The following is a 16,875-nucleotide window of genomic DNA, read 5'->3' as shown; positions in this document are numbered from 1 at the left end:
AAGCGTGATGAGTGCTACGTAAGTTGATGAGTGTCAGCCAAAAAGAGCGCAAATAGCAGCATGCTGCGCTTATGCGTTGTAGTGCCGACCAGAGGGTCGGCACTGTTGCGTTTAAAAGGGTGACATAATGATGACAAAATATGCAGGTATGCTTGGGCATGAAGAAACCTTGGGGTACCATGCGTTGACCGTTTGAGCCTAGCGTCGTAGCGGCACGTATTTCCGCTGCACGAGGAACCGGAGGAATATCCATGGCAGTAGCCCATAAGTTTATCGTTGCAGACGACCATCCGCTGTTTCGTGCAGCGCTCACTCAGGCCTTGCGCCAATTAGCCCCGCAGGCTGAGATTGTCGAAGCCGACACCATGGAAGCCACAACGGAAGTGGTTAATCGCCATCCTGATGCCGACCTGATCTTGCTGGACTTGCACATGCCAGGTGCACATGGCTTTTCAGGGCTCATTCAGTTGCGTGGCCAAATGCCGGATATTCCGGTGGCGGTGGTGTCGGGCAGTGATGAACCTTACGTCGTGCGGCGGGCAATTGACTACGGTGCTTCGGGCTTTATTCCTAAATCATCGTCGTTGCAGCTGATTGCTGAAGCGGTAGGCGAAATTCTTCAGGGTGAAGTCTGGCTGCCAGAGGCGTTGGCTAACGTGTTGGAAGAGACCAGTGAAGAGGAGTCGCGCTTTGCTGAAGCGATTGCTTCGTTAACGCCCCAGCAGTTTCGTGTGTTGAATATGCTAACCGAAGGGCTGCTCAATAAGCAGATTGCCTACGAGCTCAACGTTTCTGAAGCAACGATTAAAGCTCATGTGACGGCGATTTTACGCAAGCTGGGCGTTCATTCGCGCACACAAGCGGTCATTGCGGCGCAAAAACTGGAAGTCGAGCCGCCTAAAGTTGAGTCATAAACGCTCTCGTGGCGTGATTAAAAAAACCGCTTACGCACAACGTAAGCGGTTTTTTTCTGCGGTACATATAGGCTAGGTATTGGCCCGGCTGGCCTGTAACGTGCGGGTCAATAGCGCGCGAAGGGCGGCAGGTTTTACCGGTTTCAGCAGCAGTTGATAGCCGTCGCGTTTGACCTTATCCGCAACGGCTTCGGTACGGTCAGCGGTAATCACAATGCCGGGCACCGCGCCCGATAAACGCTCGCTCAGTGCGTCCAGAGCCATCAAGCCGGTCACTTCATTGTCCAGGTGATAGTCAGCGAGGATCGCATCCGGGTCGCCATCCATGTTGCGCAGGATGGATTTAGCGCCCCCAATGCTGGTGGCGGTAAAGACTTCACACCCCCAGCCGCTGAGCATGGCGGTCATGCCTTCCAAAATCAGGGTTTCATTGTCGATACACACAATGCGCGCACCGGCTAGCTTATTGCCGCTGCGCCGGTTGGTAGGCTCTTGCTCGGCAGCGGTGATTGCCCTGGCCGCTACCACAGGCACGCTGACGGAGAACACGGTACCAGTACCTTCCCAAGAGCGAACCTTAATCGGATGGTCAAGCACTCGGCTCATGCGGTCAGCAATAGAGAGCCCAAGCCCCAGGCCTTTTTCACTCTCCTTGTGACGCGATACCTGATCCAGACGGCGGAACTCCTGAAAGATTTCCGTGAGCTTGGACTCGGGGATGCCGGGGCCGCTGTCCCAGACTTCTATTAAAAGCCGCTGCCCTTGGCGACGACAGCCCAGCAGCACATGCCCATCCTGCGTATAACGCACCGCGTTGGAAAGGAAGTTTTGCACGATCCGACGCAGCATCTGCGGGTCCGAATCAACCCATAGCTGGGTTGGCACAACGTTGAGATCCAGGCCGCGGTTATCGGCCATGACTTCAAATTCAGCGCGCAGCGGGCGGAATATATCGGCGAGTGCAAAGTGGCTGCGGCGCGGTGTCAGCGCGCCAGCGTCCAGTTTGGAGATATCCAGCAACGTGCTCAACAGCTCTTCAGCGGCCTGTAGCGAGTTATCAATATGCCCGATGGTACGCTGTGTATCCGGAGTGGTTACGTTTTGCATAAGCGCTGACGTAAACAGCCGAGCAGCATTCAGCGGCTGCAATAAATCGTGGCTTGCTGCTGCCAAAAAGCGTGTTTTAGAGGCGTTGGCATCTTCCGCCAGTTGCTTGGCCTGGCGCAGGGCCTGCTCGGCCTCGGCGCGAACACGGTTCTCCTGACGCAGGGCGGCGTTGGCTTCAGAAAGTGCTTGGGTGCGCTCGCGAACGCGCTCTTCTAGTGTTTCATTGGTCTCCTCAAGCGCTATTTCAGCTTGTCGACGCTCGGTAATGTCTTGATAAAGCGAGAAAAAGCCCAGAATCGACTGGCTGTCGCCAAAGTGAGGGGTATAGGTCACCAGCATATGGCGCATGACATCGTTGACGTGCATGGAGACTTCAAAACTTACCCGTTCTCCATTCAGTGCTCGGGCGACCCAAGGGCCACGCTCTTCTGACTGCTTAAGTGACAGCACATCCTCAAAGCGCCGACCAATCACCGCATTACGATCAATGTTAAATGCTTGCTCATAGGCGCGGTTGGTAAACAGGTAGCGGCACTCTTTATCAAAGTAGGCAATGAGCGCAGGGACATTATCGGTGTAAATACGGATATTGTTTTCGGAACGAATCAGTGCCTCTTCAATCCGCTTTTGCTGGGTAATATCCTGGTACGTGTAAACAAATCCACCGCCGGGCATCGGATTACCCTGAACTTCCAGCACGCTGCCATCCTGACGATAGCGCACGTAGCGGTGAGGGTGACCTTCGCGAATATTATCCAGCAGTAGCTGGACATGCTCTTCGGGGTCGCCCGGGCCATATTCGCTGTTATGAGCGTTATAGCGGAAGATGCGATCAATTGGCGCGCCGACGCGAATTAAATGGTCGGGAAAGCGGAACAGCTCAAGATAGCGTTGGTTCCAGACGACCAGGCACAGATTTTGGTCAACAACGCTAATCCCCTGGTTAATGTTTTCGATAGTGGCCTGCAGCAGTGCCCGGTTGAACTCCAGTACCTGTGACGCTTCATCCACAATAGAGATAACATCGGAAATGCCGATTCCGCGTCCTTGTAGCGCTGAGTTAACGACAATGCGTGCCGAGGATGCGCCGAGTACCGAGGCAAGAAACCGCTCGGTAAATTGAATAACATCAATGGAGGCACGTGTGCTGTAGTCCAGTGGCTTGCCCAGGCGGCGCGCGTAATCCTCAAATGCCCGTTCCACCTGGCTTGCGCCCAAAAAGCGCTCACATAATACTTTTAGGTCGCCCACCGTCGTGGCACCTGTCCACGGGCGGTTCACCGAGGTCTGGCGCGTTTCAACACTATCGACAAATAGCGAGGCCTGGATACGCTCAACCACTCGCTGCGAGGTCACCTGGGAGATGAAGATATAGCAAAACAGGTTAACGCCCAGCGATAGCATGACGCCGTGGGTAAAGCTATCCCCCAGGTTCAGGCCAAAAAGGGCGGTGGGAGAGAGCCAAGCAATCCCCATCGGGCCGTCAGAGAGCCATGCCAGGGGCAGCACGCCGGCATTCGTCATGGCGGGCAACAAGAGGCTGTAAACCCAGATGGCAAAGCCTGCGTTCATCCCCACGATAACGCCCAACCGGTTACCGCGTTTCCAGTAAAGCCCGCCAATGACCGCAGGGGCAAACTGCGCGGCGGCCGCAAAGGAGAGCATGCCGATAGAAGCAAGCGAAGTGAGCTCGGCGATGAGTCGGTAAAAGCCGTAGGACATCGCCAACACGACAGCAATGGTGATGCGACGGGCTCGCAGGACCAGGCGTCCGTAGTCACGGGCTTTGGTATCAAACCAGCGCAACCGGAACAGGGCCGGGATAACAATTTCATTAGAAATCATGATGGAAACGGCGACTGCTGCAACAATCACCATGCCGGTGGCGGCTGAAAAACCGCCAATGAAGGTCAGCAGCGTTAACCACTCATGGCCCGAGGCCATGGAAAGCGCCAACACATAGGTGTCTGGCTCGACGCCGCTCTCTGAAAAGAGCAGTAACCCGGCTGCGGCCAAAGGCACAACGAAAAAAGCGATAGCCAACAGATAAAGCGGAAACAGCCAGCGGGCTTTGGTGGCGTCATCCGGGTGAATATTTTCAACCACGGCCACATGAAATTGACGTGGCAGGCAGAGAATCGCCAGCATCGCGAGCAGCGTTTGTGCCCAAAAGCTTTGGCCGAAGTCCTGGTTGGCGAGCTGACGCTGAAGGCCAAGCTGGCTCTCTGCGTGCCCCATTAGCTCGCTCAAACCATCGAACATGCCCCAGGTAACAAAGGCGCCTAGCACAATAAATGCGACAAGTTTGACGATGGATTCAAACGCGACGGCATGAATCAAGCCTTCATGGTGCTCGGTCGCATCGGTATGACGGGTACCAAACAAAATGGCAAACACTGCCATAATAACGGCTATATAAAAGGCGGTGTCGCCAAAGAGCGGGCTCCCCACGCTATCGCTGGCATCGGTTAGCACGCTAAACGTGGACGAGACAGCCTTTAGCTGTAGCGCGATATAGGGAAGCGTTCCGATCAGCGCGACCAGGCTTGCAAACGCGGCAAGCGACTGCGTCTTTCCGTAGCGCGAGGCGATAAAGTCCGCGATAGAAGTGACGTTTTGGTGTTTGGCAACGCGGATCATTTTGGCGAGAACCGGCCAAAACAGTAAAAATGTCAGGATAGGACCAACAAAAATACTCGCAAAGGACCAGCCTGCCGTGGCTGCCTGGCCTACCGCGCCGTAAAATGTCCAGGAGGTGCAGTAAATGGCCAGCGCCAGGCTATATATGAAGGGGCGTCGGCGGCTGGCGCCGTGGGTACGGGCACGGCGGTCGCCGTGCCAGGCAATACCGAAGAGAATCGCGATATAAAGAAAGGATACCGCGACCAGCAGCCCACCGTGAAACATGCCTATTTCCCCCACCAACGTTTATCTCGCCCAGCGAGCGGCGCGTGTAAAGAGCCCCATTCTAGGCGAAGAGCAACGCTTGCGTCTCTCCTATGTGTCGGCATTCCCGCATACGGTGGCTAACAGCGTGGATGTTTCGCGCAAGAGACGAAGTTCGCTCAACTGCGCCTCGCCAGCTTCGTTGCTTAGCGGCACCAGTTCACGGCTTTCGCAGTTCAGCAAGTAGGGTTGAGTAGACACAAAATCGGTATGACGGCGAATGAACTGGTAAAGAATAAACTCCACCACCTGGTCGCCTTCAATATCGCGGGTAATAATGTTGTCGCTATCCACCACGCTAAACTGGGTCGTGATGGGGAAAACAAACGTCCATGGGCGCCATACTTCTGTTCCGGTGGCACTACTGACGATGACGGATGATTCAGGTAACTGGTGTTGTTTGTGCTCAAACCACGAGTACTCCACGTGAATCTGATAACCGAGCATACCCAGCCCCGCAAACACCGGCACTATCCATTTAGGAAGCCGGTTGCGAGATAGATTGCGCAGAATCAAACCAATCCCCGCAGCGGCCAGTGCAGCAAAAATAGCGGCAATCAAGTGCCATATCATAAAGCGATTTCCTGAAAGAGAACGGGCTTCCCAAAGGAAGCCCGGTTCGACATGGGTTCCGTGAAATGCGCTCTGGCGAGCGCATTCAGGAACGATTATGGCTTAGTGATCAACTGCGGCACCAGCACCTTTTGGATAGCGTACGCTTTGCACTAGCTCCTGGATCTCTTTAGGCGGCGGCGCCGTCATGCTAGAGACAAGGAAGGCAACGGCAAAGTTGATCATGGCACCCACCGCACCGAAGGAGAGCGGGGAGATACCGAACAGCCAGTTATCCGGCGTATTGGGCAGCATGTTGGTGCCCGGGATAAAGAACCAGCCGAGGTAGGTAAAGATATACAGCAGGGTACACGCCAGGCCTGACAGCATACCGGCCACGGCTCCGGTGCTGTTCATGCGAGTTGAGAAAATACCCATCATCAGTACCGGGAACAGTGAGGCGCCGGCAATACCGAAGGCCAGGGCGACGGTCTGTGCCGCAAACCCTGGCGGGTTCAAGCCAAGATAGGTGGCCAGCAAGATAGCCCCGCCCATTGAGATGCGTGCTGCTAACATCTCCTTCTTCTCACTGATATTCGGATTGATCGTGTTCTTGATTAAGTCATGACTGATCGCCGACGAGATAGCGAGAAGCAGACCCGCCGCTGTCGAGAGGGCAGCCGCAATACCGCCCGCCGCGATCAAGCCAATTACCCAGGCGGGTAGGTTGGCGATTTCTGGGTTAGCCAGAACCAGAATGTCATTGTTGACCGTCAGCTCATTGCCTTCCCAGCCGCGACTATCAGCGATAACGTCAAACTCAGCGTTGGCATCGTTATAGAACTGGATGCGGCCGTCATCGTTAAAGTCAAAGAATGTGATCAGGCCAGTCTCTTCCCAGGTGCGGAACCACTCAGGACGATCCTCGTAGAAGATTGGCTCGGCACCGGCCTCCTCATAATTCTCAACCTGGCCGGTTAGCTCAGGATAAACGGTGGTCATCAGGTTCAGACGTGCCATGGAGGCTACGGCTGGCGCTGTTAGGTACAACAGCGCGATGAAGACCAGCGCCCAGCCCGCAGACCAGCGTGCGTCAGCCACCTTGGGAACCGTGAAGAAGCGAATGATAACGTGGGGAAGGCCAGCGGTACCGATCATTAGCGAGAGCGTGAACAGCACCATATTCAGTTTGTTGTCGACGTCGGCGGTGTAATCCTGAAACCCAAGTGCCATGACGACATCATCAAGCTTTTGCAGCAATGGCAGGCCAGATTCCGTGTGGGAGCTGAACATACCGAACATGGGGATGGGGTTGCCCGTCAACTGCATGGAAATGAACACAGCCGGGATGGTGTAGGCCACAATCAGTACAATGTACTGGGCGACCTGAGTATAGGTGATGCCTTTCATACCGCCGAAGACGGCGTACAGGAAAACAATCCCCGCAGCGATCCAGATGCCCCAGGTGCTAGGTACTTCCAGAAAGCGTGAGAAGGCAACGCCAGCCCCGGTCATTTGCCCGATTACATAAGTAACTGATGCGATAATCAGGCAGATAACCGCGACGACCCGAGCGGTACGGCTATAGAAGCGCTCACCGATAAAGTCTGGAACGGTAAACTTGCCGAATTTACGCAGGTAGGGAGCGAGCAGCATAGCCAGAATAACGAAGCCGCCGGTCCAGCCCATCAGGTAGGTTGAGTTGGCGTAACCGCCGGAGGCGATCAGGCCCGCCATGGAAATAAACGAGGCCGCTGACATCCAGTCGGCCGCTGTGGCCATACCGTTAGTGATCGGGTGAACACCACCGCCAGCCACATAGAACTCTTTTGTGGAGCCCGCGCGCGCCCATATCGCGATACCGATATAGAGCGCAAAGGAGGCGCCTACAAAAAGCAGGTTGATTGCAAATTGGCTCATTCTGACTTACTCCTCAAGGCCAAATTTCTTATCGAGCTGATTCATTCTCCAGGCGTAGAAGAAGATCAGAGCAATAAAGGTAAGGATCGAGCCCTGCTGAGCAAACCAGAAGCCCAGGTCTGTTCCCCCTATGTGAATGCTTGCTAGAAGCGGTCTAAACAAAATCGCACATCCGTAAGACACGAACGCCCACACAATAAGGCACCCAGTAATTAAACGAACGTTGGCTTTCCAGTATTCCGCAGCATTGGATTTGTCATCTGCCATTGTGTTGCTCTCCACTTGTGTTTTTAGGTTTGGAAAGTTCACCAGGAATAGCGTTTAGCATATCAGGGTAATGGCACGCTAAAACTACCTACCGCTTGGTCTTGTCTCTTGATTTGTTATTGGCTGTTGCCGTCGATACAAGCGTTTTATGAGATTTTGGTAAGTTTTGGTTAGCACTGTGCAATTACCCTGAATGATGCATTGTCAATACTGAACAATAATCGCTAAAAAATAATCCCAGACTTTGGTATCACTATCTATTGTAGACTAAATAAAGTGTTTCAAATGGCTGAATATTAGCGTTTTTACGTATATTTTTTCAGCAGACTACCCGTTAGTTGAACGATGGTCTAGGGTTTGGTTAAAAGATAATATTTGCTACTTTAAAATAGCGTTCAATGCTAACGGTTAGTTGCTAGGGAGGTGCTACTTTAGTCGTTTAAACCAACGTCGGGGCGACGTTTGAATAATAGATAAAGGTATATAGAGTAGTATGTGTTTCTTGGTGGAAGGTTTTTAGTGGCAGGTTTTTGTACAGGCTTGTTTGGGTTAGTTGGCTTGTTTTATTGAGAAGGACTTATGCTAGGCAGTCGTCTGACGCTACCGTTATTAATAAAAAGTAGTAGGCTGGCTCTTAAGCACCGTAAACCAGAAAGAAGTACTTCACCCGTTGATTGACGTACTTCCAATTTTACGGACGTCGCTTTTTTCTTTTGTCGTGTAAGGACATGCCCCATGGTTGATGTTGATCTGTCCCAACTGCCATTTACGTTGCTTGATGACACGGGGCGCGAGCATGTTCGTCGAGGCATGGACCTTGCCTATTTTGACCGCGATGACATTATCCTGGAAATGGGCGAGCAGGGTGCTTACGTTTTTCTTATTCATAAGGGAGACGTCGCTGAGATAGACCCCTCCTTGCCTGCGGCAAGTGCTCACATTGGGCACTACACGGCAGGGGACTTGTTTGGCGCCATTAGCATCTTGAACGGAAAAAGCCGCTACCGCTTTCAGGCTGAGCAGGAGTGCCTTTGCTACACCATGCCCAGCCTTCTGTTTAGCCAGCTGTGTCGCCAGTACCCTCCTTTTGAGCAGTTCTTTAGGCAGTCACTTGCTCACAAGGCGCGCTTGTTGACAGAAAAGCGCGCCGACGGTGGCGTCACCATGGCAGGCTTTATGCTGGCCCGCATTAGTGAATGTATGCGAGCGCCCCTGCTTATGGATGCTTCTACCACTATTGCCGGGGCGGTTGAAAAGCTTAACGAAAGCCATGCTGACAGCCTGCTGGTGGAAACCCAAGGCAAGCTTGGCATGGTGACGAAAACCGATTTGCTCAATGGCCTGGTCGTGAGCGGCTTCACGTCAGCCACTCTGGTGGGTCAGGTGGCGCACTTCTCCCTTGTCACGGTAACGCCTGAGCAGTACCTGTTTGAAGCCCTGGTGTTAATGACTCGGCACAAGGTTACCCGCGTTGTGGTGATGGAGCAGGCCGCGTTAAAAGGCGTGGTCGAGCTGACGGATGTGCTGAGTTATTTTTCCAGCCGAAGTTACGTTGTTAGTCTGCAGGTGGAGCAGGCTGATGACTTGGAAACGTTGGCAGTTGCTAGTCATCGTACCCCTGAACTCGTCACAGCCCTTATGGCACAAGGCGTTAAGCTTAATTTTGCCATGGACCTGCTGGCGGCCTTGAATGGCCGGATTATGAGCAAGGCCTGGGATTTTGTTATCAATGAGGAGCATCATCAGCATAGCTGCCTGATGGTGATGGGGAGTGAAGGGCGCGGCGAGCAAATTTTGAAAACGGATCAGGATAACGGTCTGATTTTAGACGACGACGCCCAGTGGCCAAGTGTCGCCGATGATATGCAGGCCTTAACCGAGACGCTCATAAAACTGGGTTACCCGCCGTGCCCTGGTAATATTATGGTCTCTAACCCCGAGTGGGTTGCCAGCGTTTCTCAGTGGAAGAAGCGTATTGCTCAATGGGCCAGCGTGCGCGATGGCGATAGTTTAATGAAACTTGCCATTATGCTGGATGCTCATTCAATGGCAGGTAATCCATGTTTACTTGAAAGCGTACGTGAGGCGCTATTTGCGCGCTGTGCCCATGATGAAATTCTGCTTTCCTACTTTGCGCGTGCGGCGCTGCGTTTTTCAACACCGCTGACGCTTTTTGGTTCGCTTAAAAAGCCCCAGCACGGTATCGATATCAAAAAAGGCGGCATTTTTCCGATTGTCCACGGTGTACGTACCATGGCGCTTGAGCGGCGCATCAGCGTAACCTCGACGCTGGGCAGATTGGAGGCACTGGTTGATGATGGCCGCCTTGAACGGCGCACAGCGGATGATTTAGGAGAGGCACTTTCACTGTTGACCGAGCTGCGTCTTAAACAGCAACTTAGCGGGCAGGATATGGACGATGCGCGCTCCAATCACGTGGTGGTGCAAGAACTCTCGTCGCTTGAGCGCGATTTATTGCGCGAGTCGCTACATATCGTTAAAGACTTTAAACAGCGCCTCTCCTATCGTTACCATTTAGAGTATTCATGAGCAGCGCTATGCAAGGCAGCAAAAAAGGCATGGCACTGCTGGGGCAAACGCTGCGCAGAACGTTTAAACGTGAGCGAGATCGGCGCCGCTATGCGAATTCGCCTTACGCCTGGCTTTTCCAGCCCTATATGGGGGAAGAGCTAGTGGCGCTGGCTTGTGAATCACTACCCGGTGAAACGTCGGTATTAAGTGTGGCTGCTGTGGTACTTAATCAACAGCAAGTGCACACAAGCCAGGCGTGGGTGGCGACGTTTGCCGACCCACAAACGGTTGACCAGACGGCGCTGCGCCAGCATCAGCGGCTTTACAATCCCGCCACGGCGGTACCCCTCTGTGCCGAGACACTGCATGCGTTTACCGATTTTATTGGCAACCGGCCGCTGGTCGGGTGGCAACTGGACCAGCAGTTTTGCATGCTTAATAGAGCCTTTAGAACGCACCTCGGGTTTGGGTTGCCTAATGTTCAGGTCGATGTGGCCAAACTGCATCAACGCCAATTGCGCCGTTTACACCCGTTGGTGGAGCCTTCCCAACCATTTTCCGAGGCGCTGGCCTGCTGGCAAGTGCCTGCTATCTCGACCCAGAGGTTGTTAGGTAAAGCCACCGCAAGCGCCTTGCTGTATATGCGCTTACAGCGTGATATGACGCAGTCGGGTTAGCTTCTAGCGTAGTGGCGCCTGTGTAGATGGCCGTCTTGATAACCGTAGTTATGACCATAGTTATGACGTGATTTTGCCAGTTGGGTGAACGGCGGGAGTATTGTTAGAATAGCGGCTGCTCCTTCTACCATTGGCAGTGCTTATATCATGCAACACCTTGATCATTTTGACCCCGCCGCGGCAACCGTTGCACCGACGCCTGACCTGCAAGGCCAGCCGGCGCTTGAGGATGCCAAACAGAAACGCGAATTCAACAAGTTGCAAAAGCGACTGCGGCGCGAGGTAGGTAATGCGATTATCGATTACCAAATGATCAATGAGGGTGATCGGATCATGGTCTGCCTGTCGGGGGGTAAAGACAGCTACACCATGCTTGAGATTTTACGCAACCTGCAGCGCAATGCGCCGGTGAATTTTTCACTGGTGGCGGTCAATATGGACCAAAAGCAGCCTGGTTTTCCCGAGCATATACTGCCCCGGTATCTGGAAAAGCTCGGCGTGGAGTACCGCATTCTGGAGCGTGATACGTACTCGGTAGTGAAGGAGAAAACGCCGGAAGGCAAAACGACCTGCGCGCTTTGTTCGCGGTTAAGGCGTGGGTCGCTTTACGGGTTTGCCGAAGAAATTGGCGCCAACAAGATCGCCCTTGGTCATCATCGTGAAGATATTCTGGAAACGCTGTTTCTCAATATGTTCTTTGGCGGCAGCCTGAAGGCAATGCCGCCCAAGCTGCTTTCCGATGACGGCAAGAATGTCGTGATTCGTCCGCTGGCCTACTGTAAAGAGGCGGATATTGCGGAGTTTTCGCGCCTGATGGAGTTCCCGATTATTCCCTGCAACCTGTGCGGTTCGCAGCCGAACATGCAGCGTCAGGTCGTTAAGGAAATGCTGGCCGAGTGGGACAAAAAGCATCCGGGTCGTTTGGAAAGCATGTTTAAAGCGGTCACTAACGTCGCGCCTTCGCAGCTAGCCGACCGCGACCTGTTTGACTTTGCGGGACTGGAAGCCAAACAGGAAGCGCTAATGGCGGGGCGTATTGAAGCATTTAACGTGAGCTAATCACCGGCTCTTCCTCTTCAGCAAGCGCCATAAGCCGCTGCATATCGAGGATGTTAACCTCGCGCCCTGAGACGGCCACCACGTCTTGCTGCTGAAAACGGCTCAAGATACGGCTGACCGTCTCAACCGCCAGCCCCAGATAATTGCCGATATCCGCACGCGCCATTGAAAGCCTAAAGCTGTAAGGCGAGTAACCCCGACGCCGAAAACGCTCTGAAAGCGTCAGTAGGAAACTGGCCAGCCGCTGGTCGGCGGTTTTGCGCGACAACAGGCGCATCATGCGTCGGTCATCACGAAGCTCCTTGCTCATACTGCGGTACAGCTGACCACGAAGCTCTGGTAGCTCCTCTGAAAGCAGGTCCAGCCGGTCAAAGGGGATTTCGCAGATGGTGGTGGTTTCAAGGGCAATCACGCTGCCTGGGTAGTGCTCTTCGTCAATGCCGTCCAATCCGACAAGCTCGCTGGGCAAAAAGAAGTTAGTGAGCTGGTCGTTGCCATTACCTTCGCTGGTTACCTGTTTTAGGCTGCCTGAGCGAACGGCATACACGCTGGTAAAACGGTCGCCTTGACGAAACAGTGTTTCGCCCTTTTTCAGCGGTGCTCGGCGTCTGATGATGGCATCAAACTGCCCCATGCCTTCAAGCTCAAGCGCTAGTGGAAGGCAAAGCGAGCTTAGGCTGCAGGTCTGGCAGCGTGCTTCTTGAAGAAGCGAGCGTCGTTGGCTTGTCGAGGGTAGCATGACTATCTCCCTGTTTCTCTTTTGCCTAAATGGCTATCTACCGCAGGCGTTGATGCCGCCGGTTAAACGATTCTTGAGTAGCGTTGGCCTGAGTGCCCCGGAAGGTAAGCATCAAACGCCATGGCCAGTTGGCGAATCAGTAAACGGCCCATTGGCGTCGCCTCAAGCGTATCATCCAAGCGAACGATTAGCCCGTCCTGTTCAGCAGTGCGTAGGCTTTCCAGCGCACTGGCAAAGTAGTCGTTGGCGTTAACCTGCCATTGCCGGCTAACCGCTGCTAAATCCAGGCGCATATCGCACATTAAACGTTCGATAACGTCGGCTCGTATTAGGTCATCCTGATTTAATCGTACGCCTTTCACGGTAGCCAGTCGACCTTGATCCAGGTTCTCTTCGTAGCTAGCCAGGTCAGTAGGGTTTTGCGCATAGCTATCGCCTATTCGGGAAATAGCTGACACGCCCAGACCGATAAGATCGCATCTGGCATGGCTGGAGTAGCCCTGAAAATTGCGCTGTAGGGTGCCGTTGGCTTGGGCAACCGCCAGGCTGTCATTGGGTTTGGCAAAGTGATCCATCCCAATATGTTGATAGCCCGCAGCGGTCAGCATGTCGATGGTCGTACGCAGAATCGAAAGCTTTTCATCCGCACCTGGCAGGTCATCCACGCTGATACGTCGCTGAGGCTTGAAGCGTTCAGGCAAATGCGCGTAATTAAACACGGATAAACGCGCCGGATTTAACGCGATCACCTGTTCAAGCGTCTTGGCGAAGCTCCTTTCCGTTTGAAAGGGCAGACCGTAGATTAAATCCAGATTCAGCGAGAGAAAGCCCAACCGGTGTGCTTCATCCATTAGTGTTTCGGTAAGCACGCGAGGCTGATGACGGTTAATCGCCTTTTGAACGCGTGGGTCCAGGTCCTGTACGCCAAGGCTCAGGCGGTTGAAGCCCAAAGACTGCAGGTGGCGCAGGGTTAAAACATCGGCTTCGCGCGGGTCGATCTCAATGGCGTAGTCACGCTCTGGTGCGTTTGAAAGACCGAAGCGTGCGTCCAGGCGGTCAATCAAGTCGCCCATCTGCTCCAGTGAAAGAAACGTAGGGGTGCCTCCGCCCCAGTGCAACTGATTGACAGGGCGCTTTGTATCCAGATGGCGGGCCGTCAGGACCATCTCACGATCTAGCCGATAGAGATACGACTCGGCCAGGGCGGTGTTTTTCGTCGCAATTTTATTGCACGCGCAATAAAAGCAGATTTTGCGACAAAACGGGATATGGACATAGATGGAAAGCGGGCGCTGACTTGCGTTGCTGCGCTCAATGGCCTGGGTCGCATCTTCGGCGGTAAATCCCTCGTGAAAGGCCAGCGCCGTCGGGTAGGAGGTGTAGCGTGGGCCGCTTTTATCATAACGGCGCAGCAATGCGTCATCCCAGCGGGTGCTGGATGACGCGGTAGCAGTAACGGATGAAGGGACAGCCTTGGCACATACAGGCATGAAGAGGCGCTCCGGTAGCTGAAAATACGTTTTAAAAAGCTACCGATAGGCTAAAGAACATAGCGCTGTAGTGCGTTGCGCCAGGTCAATGATTGGCGTGTGAGTGTCCGCCTGAATGCCCACCTGAGTGCATGTTGAGTGCCCAAAGCTGCCATACGGCAAAGCCGATAATGACGAGCGCGGCGATGGTTCTTGTCGCGGGGTGACGAATAAGATGATTAAGCTTGCGTGCGGCAAGTCCTGTGGCCAGTAGCGCAGGCAGGGTGCCCAGGCCAAAAGCGCCCATTAATAAAGCCCCCTGAAGCGGCCGGGCCGTCGCCAGGCTCCAGGCCAGCATTGAATACACCAGCCCACAGGGCAGCCAGCCCCAAATGGCGCCTAGCGCGAATGCCTGGGGGAAATGAACCACCGGCATCAAGCGTCGGCCCCAGGGTTCAAGGTGACGCCATAATCGTTTGCCCACGGCTTCCACGCGCAAAAGCCCTTTCCACCAGTTAGCAATATACAGCGCCATGAGAATCAGCATGAGCGCTGCAACGCCTTGCAGCAGTTGGCGCGCCAGCAGTGAGGGCGAAAGGACAGTGCCCAACGTGGCTACCAGCGCGCCTGCCGTCATGTAGCTTAATATTCGGCCCAAGTTGTAGCTTAGCAGTAGGCTGCCCATACGCGCCGAGCTACGCATGCTGGGCGGGATGGCAAAGGTTAATGCGCTCATGACGCCTCCGCACATGCCGATACAGTGGGCCCCGCCCATAAACCCAAACACAAACGCGGCGATAAGCGGAGGAAGATCAAGCCCGGTCGGGTTCATGGCACGCCTTTGACTGCTGAAGTGGATAAATGGGAGGTGGATACGCTGGAAGTAGATAGCCTGCGTGAAAAGCGTAGCGTATTAGCAATGACGGCAAGCACACTGATGCCAGCGCCCATGATGGCGCCAAACGGCGATAGGGCGCCCACTGCCGCTAGGCAAAGCGCTATCACGCTGATGGAGGCCGCCATGCCCATTGAGTGTTGTATGCAGCGCTGCGCGGCGCGGGCAATGGTTAGAGTTTCTACGGCGCGCCCGCTTTGTGGGCTGAGTATGACCACGTCTGAGCAAGACGCTATCGCCTCATCTGCAGGCTGCGTTGTTGTGGCCAATGAAAGCAGGGCGCGAGGATTCATTATCACCACGCCTCGTGCACGTAACTGCTGGTAAGCGACCGTTAGCGCCGCTGGGGTTGCCAACGCCAGTGCGCACGGGCTGCCTGCTATTAGCAGCGAAAGCAGTACATCCATTGCCATTAGCGGTTTAAACCACCACCAGGGGGCTGTCACTCCTAGCGTTATGATAAGCAGGCCAACGGCCCATTTGTGCACGCCGTGTGCGTTAATGCTAGCCAGGTGCTTTCCAGTAAAAGCAGCGCCAACCAGGGCGCCTAGCGCTGTAATACGGGCGCGGGCAGGCGGTTGGACTACGTTAATCACCAGCGGGTTTTCGAGGTTTTGACAGCCTGCCAGCACGCTATCTCCTTTCGCGTAACTCACCGGGAGCGGTTCGCCGGTGAGCTGTGAGGTGTTCAGGCTTGATGCGCCTTGCTCGATAATGCCGTCAGCAGGTATCCGCTGCCCCGCGTTCACTACGATACGATCACCTGGGCAAAGCTCACTCGCGGGTAAAATTCGTTCGCTTTCATCGGGGGTACGTCGAATGGTCGTGGCGGGTAGGGCTCCTTTAAATGTGTCTTGAGGGCTTCTTAAAATGGGTAATGATCGAGCGCAGCCAAAAAGGAGTAACAGCGTTGTGAGCAGCGCAATCATGCCAACGTACATGCCAACGTAGTGCTCCCCTGTGTGAAAAAACGATGCGTAGCCGCTGGCCAGGTAAGCGCAGCCCAGTGCCAGGGCAATAGGCACGGCCGGACCCAACAAGCCACGCTTTATATCGGCAAGCGCTTGTCGAAAAAAAGGCGGCGTGGCAAACAGCATGACAAGCGTTGCCAGTACCATGGGAAGCCAGTGAAGCAGCGTAGTAGTACGCGTATTGAGATCCCCTCGTACTTCACTCGGCAAAAAAAGCATGAGCAGCGTGATACCGAGAAGGCACGCCCCCGATACTCCCAGCCGCCAAGCACACAGGCGCTTTTTATAGCGCCCGCGTTCCTGTGCAGGGTCTGGCTCAAAAGGCAGGGCGCTGTAGCCAATACCGGCAAGCTCGGCCAGTAGCTGGGAAAGCTTAAGCTTGCTGGGGTGCCAGCTAACGTGAAGGCGATGCCGTGATAAATCGACGGCACTTGAGGCGATGCCCTTCAGCGCATTTAAGCGATGTTCAATTAACCAGCCACAGGCATTGCAGGTAATACCTTCTACCGCGAGCGTAGCGCTTAACTGGTCACTGTCGACGCCAAGGGGCAACGTTTTCCGGAATTTTGTTTCAAATTCAGGGCTGTCGAAATACGCCCAGGCATCGCTATCGAGAGACTCTCCGGCAGGCGTTTCGGGCAGCTCAGTGCGCTGCTGGTAATAGCGCGCCAGGCCGCCCTGTACAATGGCATGGGCAACGGCCTCGCAGCCTGGGCAGCACAACGGGTACGTGGTGGCATCCAGCGTTATATGCCAAGGCGCATTGCTCGGAACAGGGCTGCCACAGTGGTAACAAGAGGAGGCCGGTAACGTTGTCATGGCTTCGC

The 16,875-nt window shown here is 54.4% G+C and carries 12 protein-coding genes; 4 read left to right on the top strand and 8 right to left on the bottom strand.

Going from position 1 to position 16,875, the window contains the following annotated elements; all coding sequences use genetic code 11:
- The first annotated feature begins 251 nt into the window (after positions 1-251).
- The gene (locus ACT3TC_RS03025) at positions 252-914 is read left to right on the top strand and encodes a LuxR C-terminal-related transcriptional regulator (RefSeq protein ID WP_016916171.1); all 663 of its coding nucleotides are present in this window, start codon (positions 252-254) and stop codon (positions 912-914) included.
- 72 nt (positions 915-986) lie between these two features.
- On the opposite strand, the gene ACT3TC_RS03020 is transcribed toward ACT3TC_RS03025, so the two are convergent.
- The 4 genes from ACT3TC_RS03020 to ACT3TC_RS03005 form a co-directional block, all read right to left on the bottom strand.
- On the bottom strand, positions 987-4,928 hold the full coding sequence (locus ACT3TC_RS03020; protein WP_444639068.1) for a hybrid sensor histidine kinase/response regulator: 3,942 nt from the start codon (positions 4,926-4,928) through the stop codon (positions 987-989).
- A gap of 90 nt (positions 4,929-5,018) precedes the next feature.
- Positions 5,019-5,540 carry a hypothetical protein gene (locus ACT3TC_RS03015; protein ID WP_444639067.1) on the bottom strand — a complete coding sequence of 174 codons (522 nt, stop codon included), beginning with the start codon at positions 5,538-5,540 and terminating at the stop codon, positions 5,019-5,021.
- A gap of 102 nt (positions 5,541-5,642) precedes the next feature.
- The gene (locus tag ACT3TC_RS03010) at positions 5,643-7,439 is read right to left on the bottom strand and encodes a sodium:solute symporter family protein (RefSeq protein ID WP_172117422.1); all 1,797 of its coding nucleotides are present in this window, start codon (positions 7,437-7,439) and stop codon (positions 5,643-5,645) included.
- Positions 7,440-7,445: 6 nt separating this feature from the next.
- Positions 7,446-7,706: a DUF4212 domain-containing protein gene (locus ACT3TC_RS03005; RefSeq protein WP_172117423.1), complete on the bottom strand. Its 261-nt coding sequence runs from the start codon at positions 7,704-7,706 to the stop codon at positions 7,446-7,448.
- Positions 7,707-8,441: 735 nt separating this feature from the next.
- On the opposite strand from ACT3TC_RS03005, the gene ACT3TC_RS03000 reads away from it, so the two are divergent.
- The 3 genes from ACT3TC_RS03000 (at position 8,442) to ttcA (ending at position 11,974) form a co-directional block, all read left to right on the top strand.
- Positions 8,442-10,256: a putative nucleotidyltransferase substrate binding domain-containing protein gene (locus tag ACT3TC_RS03000; protein ID WP_444639066.1), complete on the top strand. Its 1,815-nt coding sequence runs from the start codon at positions 8,442-8,444 to the stop codon at positions 10,254-10,256.
- 8 nt (positions 10,257-10,264) lie between these two features.
- Positions 10,265-10,915, top strand: a complete 651-nt coding sequence (locus tag ACT3TC_RS02995; protein ID WP_444639065.1) for a DNA polymerase III subunit epsilon — start codon at positions 10,265-10,267, stop codon at positions 10,913-10,915.
- Positions 10,916-11,062: 147 nt separating this feature from the next.
- Positions 11,063-11,974 (top strand): tRNA 2-thiocytidine(32) synthetase TtcA, encoded by a 912-nt coding sequence (gene ttcA / locus ACT3TC_RS02990; protein WP_444621515.1) that lies wholly within the window; start codon positions 11,063-11,065, stop codon positions 11,972-11,974.
- On the opposite strand, the gene fnr is transcribed toward ttcA, so the two are convergent.
- The 4 genes from fnr to ACT3TC_RS02970 all read right to left on the bottom strand — a co-directional run bounded on the left by fnr (position 11,961) and on the right by ACT3TC_RS02970 (position 16,867).
- Positions 11,961-12,713, bottom strand: a complete 753-nt coding sequence (fnr, locus tag ACT3TC_RS02985; RefSeq protein ID WP_444639064.1) for a fumarate/nitrate reduction transcriptional regulator Fnr — start codon at positions 12,711-12,713, stop codon at positions 11,961-11,963. The genes ttcA and fnr overlap by 14 nt on opposite strands.
- A gap of 62 nt (positions 12,714-12,775) precedes the next feature.
- On the bottom strand, positions 12,776-14,203 hold the full coding sequence (gene hemN, locus ACT3TC_RS02980; protein WP_444639063.1) for an oxygen-independent coproporphyrinogen III oxidase: 1,428 nt from the start codon (positions 14,201-14,203) through the stop codon (positions 12,776-12,778).
- Between the two features lie 85 nt (positions 14,204-14,288).
- Positions 14,289-15,014, bottom strand: coding sequence for a sulfite exporter TauE/SafE family protein (locus ACT3TC_RS02975; protein ID WP_444639062.1), 726 nt, complete (start codon positions 15,012-15,014; stop codon positions 14,289-14,291).
- The gene (locus ACT3TC_RS02970; protein WP_444639061.1) at positions 15,011-16,867 is read right to left on the bottom strand and encodes a heavy metal translocating P-type ATPase metal-binding domain-containing protein; all 1,857 of its coding nucleotides are present in this window, start codon (positions 16,865-16,867) and stop codon (positions 15,011-15,013) included. The genes ACT3TC_RS02975 and ACT3TC_RS02970 overlap by 4 nt, the downstream gene beginning before the upstream one ends.
- Between the last annotated feature and the right edge of the window lie 8 nt (positions 16,868-16,875).

This window comes from Halomonas sp. AOP27-A1-41 (assembly GCF_052378605.1).
Taxonomy (GTDB): Bacteria; Pseudomonadota; Gammaproteobacteria; order Pseudomonadales; family Halomonadaceae; genus Vreelandella; species Vreelandella citrativorans.
This window is presented reverse-complemented; position numbering and strand designations above follow the sequence as displayed.